We start from the raw sequence: 18,339 nt of genomic DNA on the forward strand, positions 1-18,339 counted from the left end.
ATGAACACCGCAATTTTTCTAAGTTTGGACTTCATGATAGCAGCATATTTTCGGTCTTTGCGTCTGTTTGAGGAAGAAGAGATCAATCAGATTGTTCAGCTTTTTGAATACAGAAAGCTGAACAAAAACGACTTTTTTGTTAAAGAGAATCAACCTTGTCATGAGGTTGCTTTTATACAATCAGGGATCTTCCGTTCTTATTATAGCAGTGCAAACAAGGAAGATATTACCTATTGTTTCCGCTTTCCCAATACTTGGATAGCGGCCTACTCCTCCTTTATTACAGGCGGGCCGAGTACGGAGACCATGCAGGCCATCACCCCTGCCGAACTATGGACGATCAAAAAAAACACCATTGATACACTCGCTATAAATAGCCTAAAATGGACAAAGTACCTTAAAATGATTGCCGAGGAACAATATCTTGAGCTTGAAAAGCGCGTCTTTCAATTGCAAAAAGAAACCGCATCACAACGTTATGCCAATTTACTCAAAGATCATCCTGAGTTTATCCAACAACTTCCTTTACAATATCTTGCATCCTATTTGGGCATTACACAACGTCATTTAAGTCGTATTCGCAGCGAAATTTCTTTTTAGACATTTGTCCTATAAAGACGGTGGTTCTATCGCTACTTTTGTGATGTAATACGACATCATGCAGAAAAAAATACTGATTATCAATGGTCACCCGAATCGGGAATCCTTCAATTTTGGCATTGCAAATACTTATCAAGAAGCTGCGGTAGCGTCCGGAGCTACAGTACGAACAATCCATATTATTGACCTGGACTTCAATCCAAACCTTGAATTTGGTTATCGTAAACGGACAGAACTTGAGCAGGACCTACTTCTTGCCTGGGAGGACATCTTGTGGGCCGATCATTTGGTCTGGATACATCCCGTTTGGTGGGGTGGTCTTCCTGCCTTGATGAAGGGCTTTATCGATAGACTATTTCTACCTGGACGGGCCTTTCAATACCGCGAAAATTCTCTTTTTTGGGACAAATTGCTAAAAGGAAAATCTGCCCGAATTATTACAACACTCGATCAACCAAGTTGGTATTATGCATTAGTTTACGGCAGACCAAGTGTTAATCAACTAAAAAGATCCACCCTTCAATTTTGTGGAATATCGCCGGTGAAAGTCACCTATATCGGAATTATCAAAACTTCCGATCCTATTAAACGGAATAAATGGCTACAAAAAATACAACAGTTGGGACACAAACAAGCTTAAGCGCAATTCAAATTCAGTAATACTGCTGGCCAAATGATAATGAGGAGCACTTTTTGCCAAATGGCAATTGTCCTCCGCTTTGCAAGCCCTAGCTTTGACCATAAATTCAAGACAAACGCAATATGGACATTCTAATTGGGCTCCAATGGGGAGACGAAGGTAAAGGAAAATTCATTGATCTGATCGGAAGCGACTATGACATTATCGCTCGATTTAATGGCGGCGCGAATGCCGGACATAGTATTTATTATCAAGGTAACAAAGTTACGCTTAAACTACTTCCATCGGGCATCTTTTCGTCGCATGTCAAAAACATTATTGGCACCGGTGTGGTGGTTGACCCATTAGCATTCAAAGCGGAAATCGAAGAACTAGCACACATTATGCCAGATCAAGATCTCTTCAATAGGATTTTGATATCCCAAAAAGCGCATCTCGTTTTACCGACCCATCGCTATTGGGATATCTATATGGAACAGTCCCCATTGTACCGTACAATAGGAACGACCAAAAATGGAATTGCGCCAAGCTATTCCAATAAAATCCTAAGACAGAACCTTCGTGTTGGTGATATTCACTCGGATAGTTTTAATACGGACGTATATCAAATTTTAAATCGTCAATACAATGAACTACAGCTTCTCGGACAAGAAATGCCTGCATTCGAAGAGCTCTACCACGATTTTATTCAAGGATGCGCTTCTTTAAAACAGGTACCAATTATAGATACTGAAATCTTTCTGAACAAGGCAATCCGAGATGGCAAGAAGGTATTGGCGGAAGGTGCGCAGGCAACCCTGCTTGACATCGACCATGGAAGTTATCCTTATGTGACCTCATCAAATACGATTGCCTCCGCAGCCTGTGTAAGCTTGGGTGTGTCGCCTAAACTGGTGGACAAAATTTATGGTGTTACAAAAGCCTATTGCACGCGTGTGGGTAATGGCATTTTCCCAACCGAGATCACAGGACAAGCTGCCAATGATTTACGGGAAAAAGGAGCTGAATTCGGTTCCAATACCAAGCGTCCCCGTCGTGTCGGCTGGCTGGATCTTCCAGCATTAAAATATGCCATCATGTTAAATGGAGTCACTCAGCTTGTTCTTACGAAAGCCGACATCTTAAACGAAATGGCTGAGATTCCCGTCTGTACACATTATGAAATAGATGAACAAAAAATTTCCTTAGCATTTCCTCAATCCGCTGAACAAGAAATTAAACCGATCTGGAAATCTTTAAAAGGTTGGAATACCGATTTCTCTAATATCAAGCAGGCAAACTTACTTCCAGAAACCTTGGGTGCATTTATCTCATTTTTAGAAGAAGAGTTACAAGTTCCCATAAAGTATCTTTCAACAGGACCTCAACGTGAAGAATTGATTAACTTAGCAAAGTAATATAAAGGTAACATGGAGCAATTACTGGAATACATCCGAAAATTTGGACAGCTCGATTTGCGAGAAGAGAACTTAATTCGACAGGCATTCGAAAAAAAAAGTATTCCAAAGTCAAGCTATTTTGTCGCCTGCGGTAAAGTAAACAATAGCATTGCTTTTGTGGAATCGGGGGTATTCCGTTCGCTCTATTACAATAGTAAAGGCGATGATTTTACACGTTATTTTATTTATGAAGGTCGTTTTATTGGAGATCTTCAGAGCTTCTTGGATCGAACACCGTCCAATGACTATATAGAATCCCTCACAGATACCGAGATCTGGAGCCTTGATTTTGACAATTTTACGCTCCTTGAAAAGGAAATTGAAGTTTGGCCATTGTTAATGGCCAAACTTTATGGTTTTGTAGTGGAAAGTAAGCTAAAAACGGCAAATACCATGATGAATCTCGATGCCAAAGACCGTTACCTCCTGTTCTTAAAGCTTTACCCTGGTTTGGCCAATCGTGTTCCATTAGCCATGTTAGCATCCTATTTAGGGATTACCGCATCATCCCTGAGCCGGATTCGGAAAAATATCTAATCCCCTCGCAGCATCTAAATTAAATCGCGCCCCCTAATGCATTAGTCACACGAATACGAATCCTTTCGATCAACTCCGATCATTGCGATAAAACCTTAGCCCCGAACCAACTTACCAACGATAAAGCAGTCTTGTTGTGAAGACATTATCTTTCAAATCAGCAGAAAAGTTTGGTAAACTTGTGGTTTCGTTTGTTACATGCTCATTATATACGGTCAATTTTATCCTATTGTTAATCTGATATGCAAGACCATAGCCCAGCGTACTAAACTTAACATCTCCGTCGGCCGTAAAATTATCGGGCATGCCGATTGTCATGCCACTTGCTTTAGTATTTGGATCATTGACGTCATACGCTAACAGCGCAGTTATACCGGTCTTAGCAATCTCTTGCGTAAACCAAAGATAATATCCGTTAAATTTTCGTTGATAAAGGTCTGTTGTCGGTTGGGTCGTAAAACTTCTGCTTGCGTAAGGCCCTTTGATATCGGCACCACCCGCTACCCCTGGCTGATCACCAGCAACATATTCTGTTTTAAAGCTGGACTTTCCCAAGCTACTATCAAATTCCAACTGTAAATTGGCGCCATAATAATTCCGACCGATCGCCCTGCCTTCATTCTCGTCGCTGGTAAGTGCTGTATAACCATTGCTATTGGGCGTATAATAAGTTTTCGTATCATTACGAACCGAACCTTTATAGAACGAACCACCAAATCCCAAATGAAGTTTTTTATCCGCTAGGCTATCAAATTTAAAAGCAAGATTACCGATCAGATCTTTTTTGGAATCATAATCTTTAGCCGAATGGCCACTACCATTAACCAAGGCTAAATCTAAGTTTAAGAATTTAGCTTTACCGCCAGGGTGATAGCTTACCATCCCTCCAAGATCACGTTCGCGTGGCATCAACGTCTGGAATACACGTGCCCGTTCCGGAAAATCACGATAGCCGGATGAGTACACAATAGAGTATCCAAAAGGTCTATTGAAAAGACCCGCCGTTAAACTTAGGCCTTTTTGACTTGGGTGACGCAATTGAATAAAGGCATCCATCAGTTGTACACCGTCTTGAGTAGCGTCCAATTGAAAGACAATACTGGAGTACGTATCCACGCGGTCAATTTTAAGACGTCCCCTGCGGATCATAAATCTGTTATCCGAATTCTTTGAAAAATCCCCCCCCGAAAAGGAAGTAATTCCGGGAGATTGCGCTTTCTGAAACTGTGTCTGAAGGTACCCCGTAATCTTGATATCATGTGGATCATAGCTGGAGGGCGCATTATTATTTTGCGCAAGCGCTACGACAGGACCTATCAGGGCTAAGAGTAAAAGTGCTTTTTTCATGAGAATTTTAAATAAATTATCTTTTTCGCTTGTGATGATATGATACGAGTAGAATCATTTTTCCATCTTCTATTCCATCATCTTTCAACGGCGTAAAAATAGATTCTCAATATTAAGTTAATATTAATAAATTGTTAGTCTATTAATTTATATACATAAAATTAACGATTTAGTAATATATCACCTTGGAGATCGTTTTCTCAAAATGAGAACTCTCGCAATCTAGAGGTCTCTTTAGAATAAAAAGGCCGATACAAATTGTACCGGCCTTTTAATCCTATTGATTTATACGTTGAATTATTCCAAACCCTTATTATAATCGCTTTCGCGAAGAGGGATAGACCAAGTCCACTTATTTTTATCTTGTGGATTAATTGTAACAGCTAAAGATGTAAGGAAATTACCCCCGTTTGCGTTATTTCTTCTCACAATAGTATCTCCCCAACGTTTCATATCAAACCAATCGAATCCTTCGCCCCATAGTTCAACCGCGCGATAAAGTTTAATTTCATTAAGTAGATCTGTACCTGTTTTTGTACAAACATATTTCACATCTCTTCCTGAAGTTGCGTTTAATGTGTTAAGAACACCTTGAACTTCACTTGCTGCTTTATTTTGGAAAAATTTAGCTTCAGCTTCAATAAGATACATCTCGGAAGCCCTAAAGTGATTTAAATTTCCAACACCCGGTAGATCATTCGCTTTGAACTTAAAGTTCATGTAAGCGTAAGGCACTGCATTAGACTGTAAATCTGGAAATGTAGCAAAAGCCCTAGCCTTCATAGTCGCTCCGGCCAATCCTGTAGCTGTTGTGTACGCTTCGCCTTTTGGATCTAAGAAAAGATCTCTTCTAATATCTGTTGAAGGAATTTTATCGAATAGTTCTCTACTGATACATTTAGGCGCTGTTCTAACAGCACTTGCCGACGAATTATAAGCAATATACGATTGAAATGAATAGAAGTATAACGTTTCATCAGACGCACCGTAGCTACTCCAAATCCACTCTCTATTTGGATTTGCAAAGCCACTTTTATACTCTGCATTATTCATCAGTTCATAATTAGCCCGTGCCAAAACAGCATATTTTTCGGCATTGACATAATCCTGTTTATTCAAAGCTGCTCGCGCATAAACCGCATAAGCAACATCTTTGTTTACTTCGTAATTTTTATTTGCATTACGAACTAATTTTGAAGATTCATACAATGAAATGGCATCATTCAAATCCGTATAGATCAAATCATAAGTCTGGCCCAAGGTAGATAAAGGCATATCTCCAGTTGACACATCTTTTCTTAACACCAATCCATTTGTCTGCCCATTATTTGAATCACTCCATCTATTGCCATAGATCTGAGCTAGCATCATGTAACTGTAAGCACGGTAAGTCAATGCTTGCGCTTTTATAAATTGTTTGTCGGCTAAGTTTCCATCCGCAGCATCAATATTTTCGACAATTTGATTTGCGTTACCAATGATTTTGTAGTAATAAAACCAAGGATAATACAGGTAAATGCTTGTTAAGTTTTGATTATAATTTGCATTGATAATGTCTGCCCAGCCACTTAAGTTGACAAAAAAATTGTTTCCAGGATAGTTCCCATAGTACATTTTGATTGTCCCCTCTCCATTAAAACCTTGGCTACCTAAATACTGTTGGGTCATCATTTTTGCCAAACCGTTAACGGCTACTTCAGCATTTTTTGTCGTCTCAAATACTTTAGAAAGCTCAACGGAATCTGTAGGACTTGTATTTAGATAGTCTTTTTTGCAAGAAGAAACAAGAATCATTCCTGCTAACAATACTTTTATATATTTATTATTTTTCATTGTTTGATTTCTTATAATCCAATTTTTACACCAAAAGAAATTGTACGTGGAGTAACCCAAGCATTTGTGCTGGTACCATTCCATTGCTGTTGCGGGTTCATTCCTTTACGTTTTGTCATTGTAGACAAGTTTTCAATTCCAGCAACAACTCTCACGGAAGACAAATCTATTTTACTAACCAATTTTTTTGGCAAACTATAACCCACCGCAATATTCTTGATAACCAAATATGATCCATCAGTTAAGAAACGGTCACTAGTAGCATAATTATTCATACTACTTTGAGAAAAGTTGATAGAAGGAATACCGTTTACATCCAACCTATCCGCCGAGGAGGCTGTCATTCCATCTGGAATACCGTTCCACGATTTCATGATATCCGTGTGTAGCGCACTTGGCGTACCGGACATGGCCATTAAACTAGCATAGGAAGAATCGTATACTTTACCACCGATAGCGTAAGTGAATAACGCTGAGAAGCTGAAGTTTTTATACTCAAAGCTGGTATTGAAACTTCCATTCATTTTAGGAATAACCGATCCGGACCAGCCCCTTAGACCATAGCTAGAAGCATTAGTAACGTAGTATTTTCCATTAATTTCAACAAGTTCCGCTGTAGGGATCTCTGCTTTTCCTGGGGCAGAACCATTCACATTAAAACGCTCTGTGTCTGCCAGGTAAAGTGAACGACCAGTCATCTGATCTACACCCGCATACTTAAACAACCAGAAGTCATAACGGCTTCCGCCTTCAACCCATTTGAAATTACCAGTTACAATTCCGTTCTCCCTATTTTCTTCAGGTAGTGATAATATTTTATTTGTCAACCAAGTCGCATTCGCACCAACATTCCATCTCCATCCATCACCTTTTAACACGTCTACATCAAAAGTTAACTCGAAGCCCCTATTTGACATTGAACCAATATTCCTTGTTACTGTTGAAACTGCACTTGAAGATGATGTTGCTCCAGCAGACAATGGAAGATTAAAATCAAAAATCAAGTTTTGAGACTGCTTGTTAAAGTATTCAAAGCTTAAATTTGCTCGTTTAAATAATCGGGCTTCTACTGCCGCAGAGAACGAACTAGAGGTTTCCCAAATTAAGTCAGGTGAAGGATTTTGGTTTTTAAAGACCGCCCCTGCATTCGCATTTTGGCTTAACTCATATAAGGATAAATAAGAATACTTACTTGCACTTTCATCATTACCTACTTCACCGTAAGATGCTCTCACCTTTAACTCATTAACAGTATTCAGCATATCTTTAAAGAAATCCTCTTTAGATACACTCCAGCTACCACCTAATGACCAAAAATTCCCCCAACGATTGTCTGGGCTGAATCGAGATGAACCATCTCTTCTAAAAGATGCTTCCGCAAAATATTTACCCGCGTAATTATAACGAGCGCGAGACAAGAAACTTTCTACACGATAATCTTCCTGATAGTCATACAGCGACGTAATTTTGGTGAAATTTACCATATCAGTTTGGCCTTCAAAAATTTCATCTGTTTTATAGCCATATAGATAACTCCAGTTGTCAGAATAATTCTCATGTCCTGCCAATAAGTCCAGATGGTGTAAGCCAAAATCTTTGTTCCAAGTCAATAATTGTTGAACTGTATAGTTTTTGTAGCGATAAATATTCCTAGCCGCTCTACCCTGACCGGCACCATCACCTATTATTGCGTTATTATACGTACGACGTTCCGAATTGCGAAGATTAAGATCACCGTTTAGCGTTAAAGTAAAATCCTTAAGAAACTTAAACTCAAGAAAGCCTCTACCATTTACTGTATTACGAACTGTTTGGTCTTTGTTTAATTCATTTTCCCAAATGGTATGTCTTCCGACATATTGCAATCTTGTAGATTCACCGTTATCATACTGTATTTTTCCGGCCTCGTCCAATGCATAAGATCCGTCTGCGTTATGCAAATGAATTGGATAAATTGGTGCTATCGATCTTGCATAGTTATACGGATTAACAAATGAACTGGCATCGTCAGTAGAACCGCTAATTTGATTTGAGATCTGATGTGAACCTGCTAAGTTAAAGCCATATTTGAACCAATCTTTAGCTTGAAGTTCGGCATTTAATCGTCCAGTAAATCTTTTTAAACCCGAATTTTTAATGTATCCTTTCTCGTCTAGGTATCCTGTCGAATAAAAAACCTTTGCTTTATCCGTAGCGGTAGTTCCATCAATGTTATAATTTTGACGGTGTCCCACACGGTCTACTTCTTTAAACCAGTCCAAATCGTCTGCATATCCACTTTTAATTTGGGCATCAGAGACAAGTTTTCCATTGGAATCAAATAGTTTATCATCAGCCTTATCATAGATGTTTAATTTCAAATAATTGCTCACCAAAGATTTTGTAGCTTCATCATTTGCAGATTGAACTGTTGGATAGGATGCCGAATTGTTAGTTAGTAAACTATTTCTATATCCCTGCCACATGGCTTCCATAAATTGCCTATCATTCACGCGATCGTATTCGGCAATACCTCTCGAGTAGAAACCCTGGTCTGTTGAGATATTAACCTGAGAACGGCCAGCCTTACCCTTCTTGGTGGTAATAATAATTACCCCATTACTAGCCCGACTTCCATAAAGTGCAGATGATGAAGCATCTTTTAAAACTGAAATACTTTCCACATCATTGGGGTTGATATCGGAGATATTGCCACCAAAAGGTACACCGTCCACGACATAAAGCGGGTTGTTAGATCCATTCAATGATGAAAATCCGCGTATCCGTATACTAGGTTCTGCGCCTGGCATACCAGAAGTATTGTTCAGTTGAATACCAGCAGCAGATCCCTCTAAAGCTGCAAATGCATTGGTAACAGGTCTCTTTTCGATATCTTTTGCAGAAACAGAGGTTACGGATCCCGTTACAGATTCTTTCTTAGCAGTACCATAAGCGACTACAACGACCTCATCTAATGCCGTATTCTGATCCTCTAAAGACACATTGAATAATGATTGTCCTTCTTTAACGATTACAGTTTTATCAGAATGACCGACAGATCTAAAAACCATCATTTTACCAACTGAAACTGATAAAGAATATTTTCCATTTGCATCTGTTTGAGTAGCAATGTTTGATCCTTGAACGGCAATTGTAACTCCTACCAACGGTTTCCCATCAGCGCCAGTTACACGACCGCTAATCTTCTTCTCTTGCGCAAAAGCAACAGACGACAGGATCATACTCCCCACGAAAAAACTGAGTAGTTTGTGTTTCATATGTTTATGTTTGTTTAAATAAGTAGTTTATCTAACTAAATACGATAAAAGCACCGAAGAAACTTTTAATATATGTTTTTCAAAAGTGATGAGCCCAACAGGCTAATACAGTTAGTGTGCAAAACCAGACATGAAATGTTAAGGTTTTGTTAAAAGCAAAGATAAAACAATCTTTTAAAGATGCAACAAGAAGTTAGAAATAGAATTAAAAAACTGGAAAACAAACGATATAAATCATAGTATTTCACACAAAAAACGACACAAAAAATACTAAATACCAAACAATTACACAAACAACTCACCTTAATCCAAAAAAGTAAATATTTTTTTCATGAAGTAACAATAAATACTGTAATATTTTGTGTTTTTCATCATAAAACTATCATTACAATCGATAACAATATAAAAAAAACACATAACTACTATCAAAAAGACAAAACAATAGTTCAAAACAATCAAAGGCAAATAAAGATGAACTACAAAAGCTTAAATCCAATATTATATACAAAAAACTTAGATCAAACTATTCAGTTCTATACTGAAAAACTCGGGTTTACATGTGTTGAAAAAAACGAAGCATTGAACTGGGCTCTACTGCGAAGTGGAACCATCGAAATCATGTTTTCGCATCCTGTTGAAAGCATTGCTTTTGAAACAGCACAATTTACAGGGTCCCTTTATTTTAACATAGCTGATGTTGATAATTTATGGGAAAGTTTGAAAGATAATGTCAAAATATGTTATGAAATAGAAACTTTCGAATAGGGCATGCTTGAGTTTGCTATTTATGATAATAATGGATATGTGCTTCAGTTTGGTGAAAAAATATAGAGGTAGCAAAATACTTGCTACCTCTATATTACATAAAAATTCCTTTTTGATCTAATTAAATATGTGTTCTGAATTCTTTCAAATTCAATTTGAATGGAACAACAACAGAAGACTTTACAGCCTCCCCGTTTTGGGTTGCTGGTTTCCATTTACCTGCTCTGTTAAGTGCACGTTGCGCACTCGTTAATACGCCATAACCAGGATCATCTTTTAATTTAACACCAGTAATTTTCCCATCTTCTTTCACAATAAAATTTAACTCATAATCACCAGACAAGCCTGCTTTCAGTGCTTCAGGTGGATATTGGAAATTTTTATAGAATTTTTCAATGAAAGTAGACATGCCTTCAATTGGTTCTGCCTTTACTAGCAGCGACGAACTAGCAGATTCTCTCAAGCTTAATACTTTGTAAGGAAAACGAACCCACGAAGCTACTGGTGATCCATTCTTCTTAGCAGGTTCCCAATCCCCCGATCGTTTAAGAATATCGATCAAGCGGAGTGAAATTTTATCGCCCAAATCCCGAACGATATCAATTGAATCAATTTTCCCATGTTCGTTGACACGAAAATCAAGAACTACTTCGCCCGAAATATCACGTTGTATTTCGGAATTCGATAATTTTAATTGCTTATTCAATTTCGCTGCGAACTGCTCATCGCCCTCTTTAGGACGGGCTAGGTTATTCTGGCCATATAGACTTATGGACAAAGCCAGAAAGCATAAGGTACCTAATAATTTCATAATATAAGTTCTAGAGATTGTTAACTAAATATAGGTAATTATTACATAAAAACATAGACTAAGGCACCACTAAAGAAAATAATTTCACATAGAAAAGGTCGTCTTTTCAGACGACCTTTTCTATGTGAAATTTGTAGCACTATGGTCTAGGAGAATCAAATTTGATCTGAAGATCAAGAATTTCTCTCTTATTCGTTGTTTGTGCCCAGTCAAAATTTAATGTAAATGTTTTTGTTGCAGGATCATATTTATTGACCTTCCCCGCAATATTTCTTAATGTCGGTGCACCTAAAGCAAACATAGTGACTTCATTAGTAGCAGGGTTAATTGTCGCCCGCAAGTTGTCGATACCAGCAATACCAGAAGTACCACCTGCCCATCTCATATTTGTAATTTCGACAGTGTTTCCATCTATTGATTTAAGCGTAACCTTTGGATTACCAGCCAAACTTCCGTTCAATGCATCACCAATATTTAAAGCACCGCCAGTATAACGTTGTACAAGCCCTTTTTCAACGGTGTAAACACCGTCATATAAGTTTTTCGGTACAACACCTAAGACTATTGCTCCAAAATTACCAGAGATTGTCCCCTCACTTACAGATTTGATTTTTAATCCCAAAGCATAGCTTTCTTTAAAATCGAATTTTTCAGGAAAAAACTTGATGTTTAAGTTTCCAATTTTTTGACCTTTTGGAATTGTAATCTCGTAAGTTGAAATAGTATAATTCGCTGTTTGCAACGGTTGATATTTCGATCCATTCTGTGCATTATAAGCAGTAATTATACTATTATCCAATTCTAGTGTAACTTTAACATCCGCTTTCGGATTATACACCCCTGCTATTTGAACAGGAATTGCAAAATCCGTTGTTGGAACCATATCAAAAGCCTGAATATACAGCGGATATTTACTAGATGTCCCCGAAGATGGCGCTACAAAGTTTTTAAACTCGATGATATTTTCAACATTCCCACCTGCATCGGGACCGATGATTGCATCATCCTTCAAACAACTTGTGAACATAAACGGTAACAACAGTACCGAAATATAATTTATAATCTTTTTCATTTCAAATCAATTTATTTTGCCCAAAACAATTTATCAGTGTATTTATTCACCGTCGGGATATTTGCACCGTTATAACTGAACTCACTTGCTGGATAAGGTAGCCTAGCAAGATTTTTATCAGGAGCGGTCGAGCGTGACTCAGTAGAAATAAAGTTCAACTTACCATTACCAATCACATTTCCACCTGCAATTTTCGGATAACCAATTCTACGGTATTCATTATACGCCTCGTGCCCAAATAAGAAGTTCATTGCTATATATTTCTGTGTCACAATAGCCTCTAATTTTTGGTCTTTTGTTTGTGCTGCAGACCAGTCTGCCAGGTATTTACCTGCATTGGCAGACACGTAACTTGTCAAATAAGTAGCCGCATTTGCACCATTTGATACAACATCGGACTCATTTTTATTTAAATAAGTGAAAGAAGCTTTAATTCCGTTTTCAAAAAATGTTTTCGCATCACCTGAAAGTAATCCTTCAACGACAGCTTCTGCACCAAGAAAATTACCTTCTGCACCAAGCATTAAAGGTTGACCTGCAGATGGTCCTTTAATAACACCATAACCTCTATAGTTTGTTGCACTGATTGTTCCTGAGGCTGGTTTCATAACCCAAGCAGAAGGAGAGATTCCCACTGGCGGATTGTTTGTATTTCCCAACTGGTTTACGTTTGTTGAAATACCATTGGCAAAAAACAAGTTCGCACGTGCTTCATCACTTAATTTAGATCCATCAAAAAAAGCCATTACAAATGGTGTAGGGATAAATTGCGTTCCCCATGTACCTACAGCAGCACCATCAGCACCATATGCCCAGGTATTCCACATTGGATTCTGTTTTCCCGCAATTTTAGTAAATCCAGGTTGTACAATCACATCATCTGTAATTACACCAATAGGATCTATCGTCTTATTTGCAAACGCCGCTTTACTGCCTGCACGCAATACCAACCTTAATTTAAGTGTATTAGCAAATTTAGCCCAAGAGGTATTATCTCCTTTGAAAATGATATCCGATTTTTTAAATACATCAGAAGAAGCATTTGCCTTAAAATACGCCACCGCTCCATCGAGCTTTTTAGCCAAATCGACATAAATATCACTTGCTTTATCGTATTTCGGTGTTAAGAATGCTGCTCCTTGCAGTGCTTCAGAATAAGGAATGTCATTGTAGGTATCTACTAAATTAGCATAGTTGTAGGCCATCAACACTACGGCAGCTTGATTTAAATCCTGATAACCCGCGTTTCCGGAGGTATTTTTAACAACATAATCCAAATCCGTAAGTGTATTATAAACCCCGCTCCATAAACCACCGAACGCACTTGTTGCATAATCGTATGTCAGGATATCTCCCCAACCCGAGACCCCACCAGATGTCGCATAGTATCCTACAAAGCGTGCTCCATAGGTATTAAAACCTGGAACTTGCTGAGCTGTAGCGACCATAGCTTGCGGTAACACCAATTCAGGTGTAGAATAAGTCGGTGAATTTGGGTTAGTATTTATATCTAACGCTTTATTACAGGATTGTAAACCTTGTGTACAAAGTGCAGCTACCAATCCCAACATTATATATTTAATATTTCGTTTCATTTGTAGTAAGATTAAAAAGTTAAACTAACAGAGAATCCAAGGTATCTCGATGGTGGCGTTTGGCTCAAACCAGTTAAACCAATCGCATTTCCGTTTGAAGAACCATTTCCGTCAGAGTATTCTGGATCGGTGTAAACGTTCGTTGCTGGAGTCCATAAGAATAAGTTACGACCTTGCGCACTTACTCGAGCTCTTTTAATTACTTTTTGTCCAGCTAACCAACTTTTAGGAATGTTATAGGTTACTGACATTTCACGAATCTTCCAGAAAGCTGCCGAAGTCACATAAGTTTCATCAATATCCCTTCTTCCGGTTCCCATTGTCCAATAATCTGAACCGCCATCATACACTGTTATATTCGTGTTAGCGACATAAGATTGTGTTGCATCATCCCAATAAGATGAATTAGGGATAACAAAACGCTCTCTATCATAACCGACAGTATTGATTCCTGATCCAGAAAAATCAAAAGTGCTTGCTCCTCTATGATAGATATAATTTCCAGTGCGGTATTCAGCACTCGTATAGAACGTCAGGTCTTTCCAAGATAAGCTAAGATTCAACCCAAGTGTATGCGTAGGCATTGCAGGCCCCATATTGATCAAGCTTTCTGTTTTTGTTGGATACCCCGTATTTTTATCTACAATAATCCGTCCTTGAGGGTCTCTGTTATAACCATAACCCATGATCACTGGAAACTTCTCTCCTGCAATTGCGTATGATCCTGTACTTCCTCCATATGTTCCCAAAGCCAATTGTGTTAGACCTGCTCCTACTGCCTCTACTCTATTATCAATATAGGTAAAGTTACCGCCTACCGTTAAATCCCAATCCTGTGTTCTGATCGGTGTAACCGTCAATTTAGATTCAATCCCCTTACCAGTTGTAATACCTGCATTGACCAGGTAATTGCTGTATCCAGTTGCCCATGAGATGATAGCTGGAACGGTATTATCTGTTGTTCTATTGTTAAAATAGGTTGCATTTGCAGTTATCCGATTATTCCACCATTGTGACTCAAAGCCCAACTCAATTGAGCGAGTCATTTCAGGCTTTAATCCAGGCTGAACAATCTGATTTCCGATTGTAAAACCGCCGACGCCATTATATGGATATCCTGAGCCTTGGCTGAAAGTTGGAACAGTTGCATAAGCTCCAAATGTAGAAGTACTACCTACGTTAACTTGTCCCACTTTTGACCAGTTAGCAATCAGCTTCAAGAAATTTAATGGTTCAAAATCTTTCAATCCGTCAATAGCATCAGTCGCTACAAAAGATAATGCTACACCTGGATAAAAGAACGATCTATGATCTGGATCAAGAATAGAAACCCAGTCATTACGTCCAGTCAGACTCAAGTAAAGATAATTTTTGTACGCAACATCCACTTTTCCAGATAAACCAAATGTACGGGCGAGGTATGAAGATTGACCCGCGCTTGGATTGTTCAATGAGTTCCCAAGATTATAAATATCAGGAATGACCAAGCCACTTACAGAGGCGTTCATACCTGAATATTGATTTTGTAAAAATTGGAAGAGTAAAGTATAATCAAACTTGAAATCACCATTGGTATGTGTCGCATGGGAAATAAAGTCTGTTGCTATATTTGTAGTATAGTTAAATGCATCTGTAACATTACCCGTAATATTATTAGCCTTATAGGAACCATGAAGCCCTGCTGCATAAGGTGTAAATGAATATTTACCCGTCGTATATTTATAAGACTGATTGGCAGTTGTCATACCAACACGGCCTGTAAAATCTAACCATTGTAATGGTTTGAAACTTAAGTCAATGTTCCCCATAAAATAGTCATTACGGATATTCTGACGATTATTAGCAGCCACAAAATATGGGTTATTATAATAAGCATTGTAATAACCGCTAGGGTCAGCAAACGGATTATTTTTCCAGTCTTTATAACTTAATAAAGGGATTTGTCCAGGTTGATTCAAAACTGCATCATAAATGGAAGAATTCGCTGATGTCTGATCATATCGATTTTGTGCATAGTAAGAAGAATACGAAATATTCAACTTATCACTTAATTCTCTAGCCCCATTTACGCGAGCTGAAGCTCTTGTGTATTTATCTCCTGGAACCGTACCTGTAGAATTTAAATACTGACCAGAAAAACGGAATGAGCTTTTATCGAGCTTTGATGCAACAGACAAGTTGGTCATATTAGTAACGCCGGTTTCCCAGAATTTATCTTTATCACCGCTATAAGAATATGGTGTATATTGCGTGCTTCCATCTTGGAGCGGATCGCCAATTAACACATTTGAACCGTCAAATTTAGGTCCATATTGTTGGTTTTCATAAGGTGTGTAAATCTGAACATATTTATCCGCACCAGACCCGAATAACTTCTGCATCTTAGGTAAAAAAACCGAATTTTCAAAAGTTGTTGTGTTATCGATTGTCACTTCTAGGCCTTGGGAAGCAGCACCTTTTTTCGTTTTTATGATCAAGGCACCATTTGATGCTTGTGATCCATAAAGCGCAGCAGCAGAAGCACCATTCAGTACGGTGATATCTTCCACATCATCAGGGTTTAGATTACCCAGCATAGCTGAAGGAGAAATGATATTATCAATAACAATTAAGGCTTGGTTATTACCCGTTAAAGAGCGCATTCCCCGCAATACTACGCGGTAATTGGGATTTACACCACTACCAACTCCTTGTACTGTTAGACCCGCAACTTTTCCAGTAAGGCCGGTCACGATGTTTGTCGGTTTTGCCTTTTGTAGATCATCTGCTTTAATAGTTGTTTGGGTAACACCAATAGAACGACGACTGGCCTGAAGACCCGCACCAGTTACAACGACTTCATCAAGAACAGAAGCATTGTCATTCAGTTGTACGTTATATAAACTTGAACCTTGTGCAACGGTAATTGTTTTGTCTGAATAGCCTACAGAGCGAAAGACTAAAATTTTTCCAGTAGGAACATTAATAGAATAGTTACCGTTTGCGTCGGTTTGTGTGGCTTGGTTAGTGCCTTGAATAACAATAGTAACGCCTGGCAACCCCTCGCCATTTGTACCTGTCACTCTTCCACTAACCTTCTTTTCTTGGGCGAATGCTACCGAAGTTAGGATAGCACCACCCAATAAAAAACTGAGTAGTTTGTGTTTCATATGTTTATGTTTAATTAAGTATGTTTATTTAAATTCTTGGCAATAAAGCAGCTTGGCTAGCAATTTTTTTACTTCTCAATAATTATTATATGCTATGTTAGTTAGTCATACATCTATTAATTCAGCAATGTCAGCTGTTAAAAAATGTTAAATACAAATTTATAACTTTTTTTAACTTTTGCAATGCAAGCATAACTTTGTGATAACATTTATTTTATAATAAACTACAAGCAACTGAAAAACAGTACATTATTTTCACCTTTAAACGTAACAAAAGTAATTTGGCTTGATTATTCGCTGTAAACTGTCCTAATAACCTAAAATAATCAGTCGACGATGGAAATCCTAAGTTTGCGTAAAATAGAGACAAACAAAGACGGTAACTTATCATAAAACCAAAATATTTACTTTAAGTAAATCTAATGCGTAATTAATTCGAAATTAAATCTCACAGGGACTGTAAAACGCACTCGCACTGGTATTCCTTTTAGGTAGGCAGGAGTCCATTTACTTAACCGTTGCATTGCCTCAATCATCATCCTTTTGACATTTAGATCATAATCTCCCTCAATTTCGTAATCTTCAGTAGCACCAGACTTATTAACGACGAAACTGACAAGTATCGTTTTCTTTTTATATTTCTCAAAAAATTCTGAGGGAAACTGAACTTTACGCATAACCAATCCAATGTCAGCCATTAGATCACCACGATATTTGGGTTCTTGCTTCATGGTCTTGGCAGTATATGTATTAATTTTTCCATCGGGCAAATAGCGCTTCCCATTTATTAATATATCTTCTTTATAAAATTCTTCATATTTTGAATGATCCCAACCAGTCCAAATCCCTTCTCGTTTATCATTAACTAATTCACCTTCGATATATTGACCATTTTTATAGTCAAATCTAAAAAAGCCATTTCCTTTCCGAAGTAGCATATTTCCTACCGAATCCAAATACAGCAAATAATGAGGGAAATTGGACTTAGCCTCTGTTTTATTGGGCTCATAATAAACCAAAGCTTTTAATTTTCCATTTGGGTGATAATAATATGCGGTATCAATCAAATAGGAAAGCTCATCATAAAGTTCCACAGATTCCACCTTTCCGGTAGGAAAATAAGACACGCTCTCGCCAAAGTACTTTAATGTTTTTCCATCATAATTTAAACTCATATCTTTGAAAATAATGTATAATCAATATTTTTATATTAAAAACTAACAGAGCTAAAGCAGCAACTTGAACATTAAACTAGGCACTTTTCTTTGAGGATGCTGGGACACAGAGAAACCTG

At 37.9% G+C, this 18,339-nt stretch carries 13 protein-coding genes; 5 read left to right on the top strand and 8 right to left on the bottom strand.

From position 1 onward, the window contains the following. Positions 1-33: 33 nt before the first annotated feature. From GVK91_RS15055 to GVK91_RS15070, 4 genes are all read left to right on the top strand, one after another. Positions 34-600, top strand: coding sequence for a Crp/Fnr family transcriptional regulator (locus GVK91_RS15055; protein ID WP_153848630.1), 567 nt, complete (start codon positions 34-36; stop codon positions 598-600). A 58-nt stretch (positions 601-658) separates the two neighbouring features. After that, entirely contained in the window at positions 659-1,240 is a 582-nt protein-coding gene (locus tag GVK91_RS15060) for an NAD(P)H-dependent oxidoreductase (protein ID WP_153848617.1), read from the top strand. 122 nt (positions 1,241-1,362) lie between these two features. After that, a complete protein-coding gene (locus GVK91_RS15065; RefSeq protein WP_159729798.1) occupies positions 1,363-2,637 on the top strand; it encodes an adenylosuccinate synthase in 1,275 nt (424 codons plus the stop codon). Between the two features lie 12 nt (positions 2,638-2,649). Next, positions 2,650-3,216 carry a Crp/Fnr family transcriptional regulator gene (locus GVK91_RS15070; RefSeq protein ID WP_153848615.1) on the top strand — a complete coding sequence of 189 codons (567 nt, stop codon included), beginning with the start codon at positions 2,650-2,652 and terminating at the stop codon, positions 3,214-3,216. A 111-nt stretch (positions 3,217-3,327) separates the two neighbouring features. On the opposite strand, the gene GVK91_RS15075 is transcribed toward GVK91_RS15070, so the two are convergent. The 3 genes from GVK91_RS15075 to GVK91_RS15085 all read right to left on the bottom strand — a co-directional run bounded on the left by GVK91_RS15075 (position 3,328) and on the right by GVK91_RS15085 (position 9,653). Next, complete coding sequence (locus tag GVK91_RS15075) at positions 3,328-4,563, bottom strand: porin (RefSeq protein WP_159729800.1); 1,236 nt, start codon at positions 4,561-4,563, stop codon at positions 3,328-3,330. Positions 4,564-4,860: 297 nt separating this feature from the next. Beyond that, the gene (locus GVK91_RS15080) at positions 4,861-6,396 is read right to left on the bottom strand and encodes a RagB/SusD family nutrient uptake outer membrane protein (protein ID WP_159729802.1); all 1,536 of its coding nucleotides are present in this window, start codon (positions 6,394-6,396) and stop codon (positions 4,861-4,863) included. A gap of 11 nt (positions 6,397-6,407) precedes the next feature. Continuing rightward, positions 6,408-9,653 (bottom strand): TonB-dependent receptor, encoded by a 3,246-nt coding sequence (locus tag GVK91_RS15085; RefSeq protein WP_159729804.1) that lies wholly within the window; start codon positions 9,651-9,653, stop codon positions 6,408-6,410. A gap of 471 nt (positions 9,654-10,124) precedes the next feature. Between GVK91_RS15085 and GVK91_RS15090 the strand changes: the two genes are divergently transcribed. Further along, positions 10,125-10,418, top strand: a complete 294-nt coding sequence (locus tag GVK91_RS15090) for a VOC family protein (protein ID WP_200845632.1) — start codon at positions 10,125-10,127, stop codon at positions 10,416-10,418. A 121-nt stretch (positions 10,419-10,539) separates the two neighbouring features. Here GVK91_RS15090 and GVK91_RS15095 read toward each other — a convergent pair whose 3' ends face one another. From GVK91_RS15095 to GVK91_RS15115, 5 genes are all read right to left on the bottom strand, one after another. Further along, a complete protein-coding gene (locus GVK91_RS15095) occupies positions 10,540-11,229 on the bottom strand; it encodes an energy transducer TonB (RefSeq protein ID WP_159729806.1) in 690 nt (229 codons plus the stop codon). 139 nt (positions 11,230-11,368) lie between these two features. Further along, positions 11,369-12,301 carry a DUF1735 domain-containing protein gene (locus GVK91_RS15100; protein WP_159729808.1) on the bottom strand — a complete coding sequence of 311 codons (933 nt, stop codon included), beginning with the start codon at positions 12,299-12,301 and terminating at the stop codon, positions 11,369-11,371. Positions 12,302-12,312: 11 nt separating this feature from the next. Continuing rightward, positions 12,313-13,896, bottom strand: coding sequence for a SusD/RagB family nutrient-binding outer membrane lipoprotein (locus GVK91_RS15105; protein WP_159729811.1), 1,584 nt, complete (start codon positions 13,894-13,896; stop codon positions 12,313-12,315). A gap of 11 nt (positions 13,897-13,907) precedes the next feature. Further along, positions 13,908-17,045, bottom strand: a complete 3,138-nt coding sequence (locus tag GVK91_RS15110; RefSeq protein ID WP_159332775.1) for a SusC/RagA family TonB-linked outer membrane protein — start codon at positions 17,043-17,045, stop codon at positions 13,908-13,910. 419 nt (positions 17,046-17,464) lie between these two features. Further along, positions 17,465-18,220, bottom strand: coding sequence for an energy transducer TonB (locus GVK91_RS15115; protein ID WP_159729813.1), 756 nt, complete (start codon positions 18,218-18,220; stop codon positions 17,465-17,467). Positions 18,221-18,339 lie beyond the last annotated feature (119 nt).

Source organism: Sphingobacterium sp. 18053, from assembly GCF_902706145.1.
Lineage (GTDB): Bacteria > Bacteroidota > Bacteroidia > Sphingobacteriales > Sphingobacteriaceae > Sphingobacterium > Sphingobacterium paramultivorum.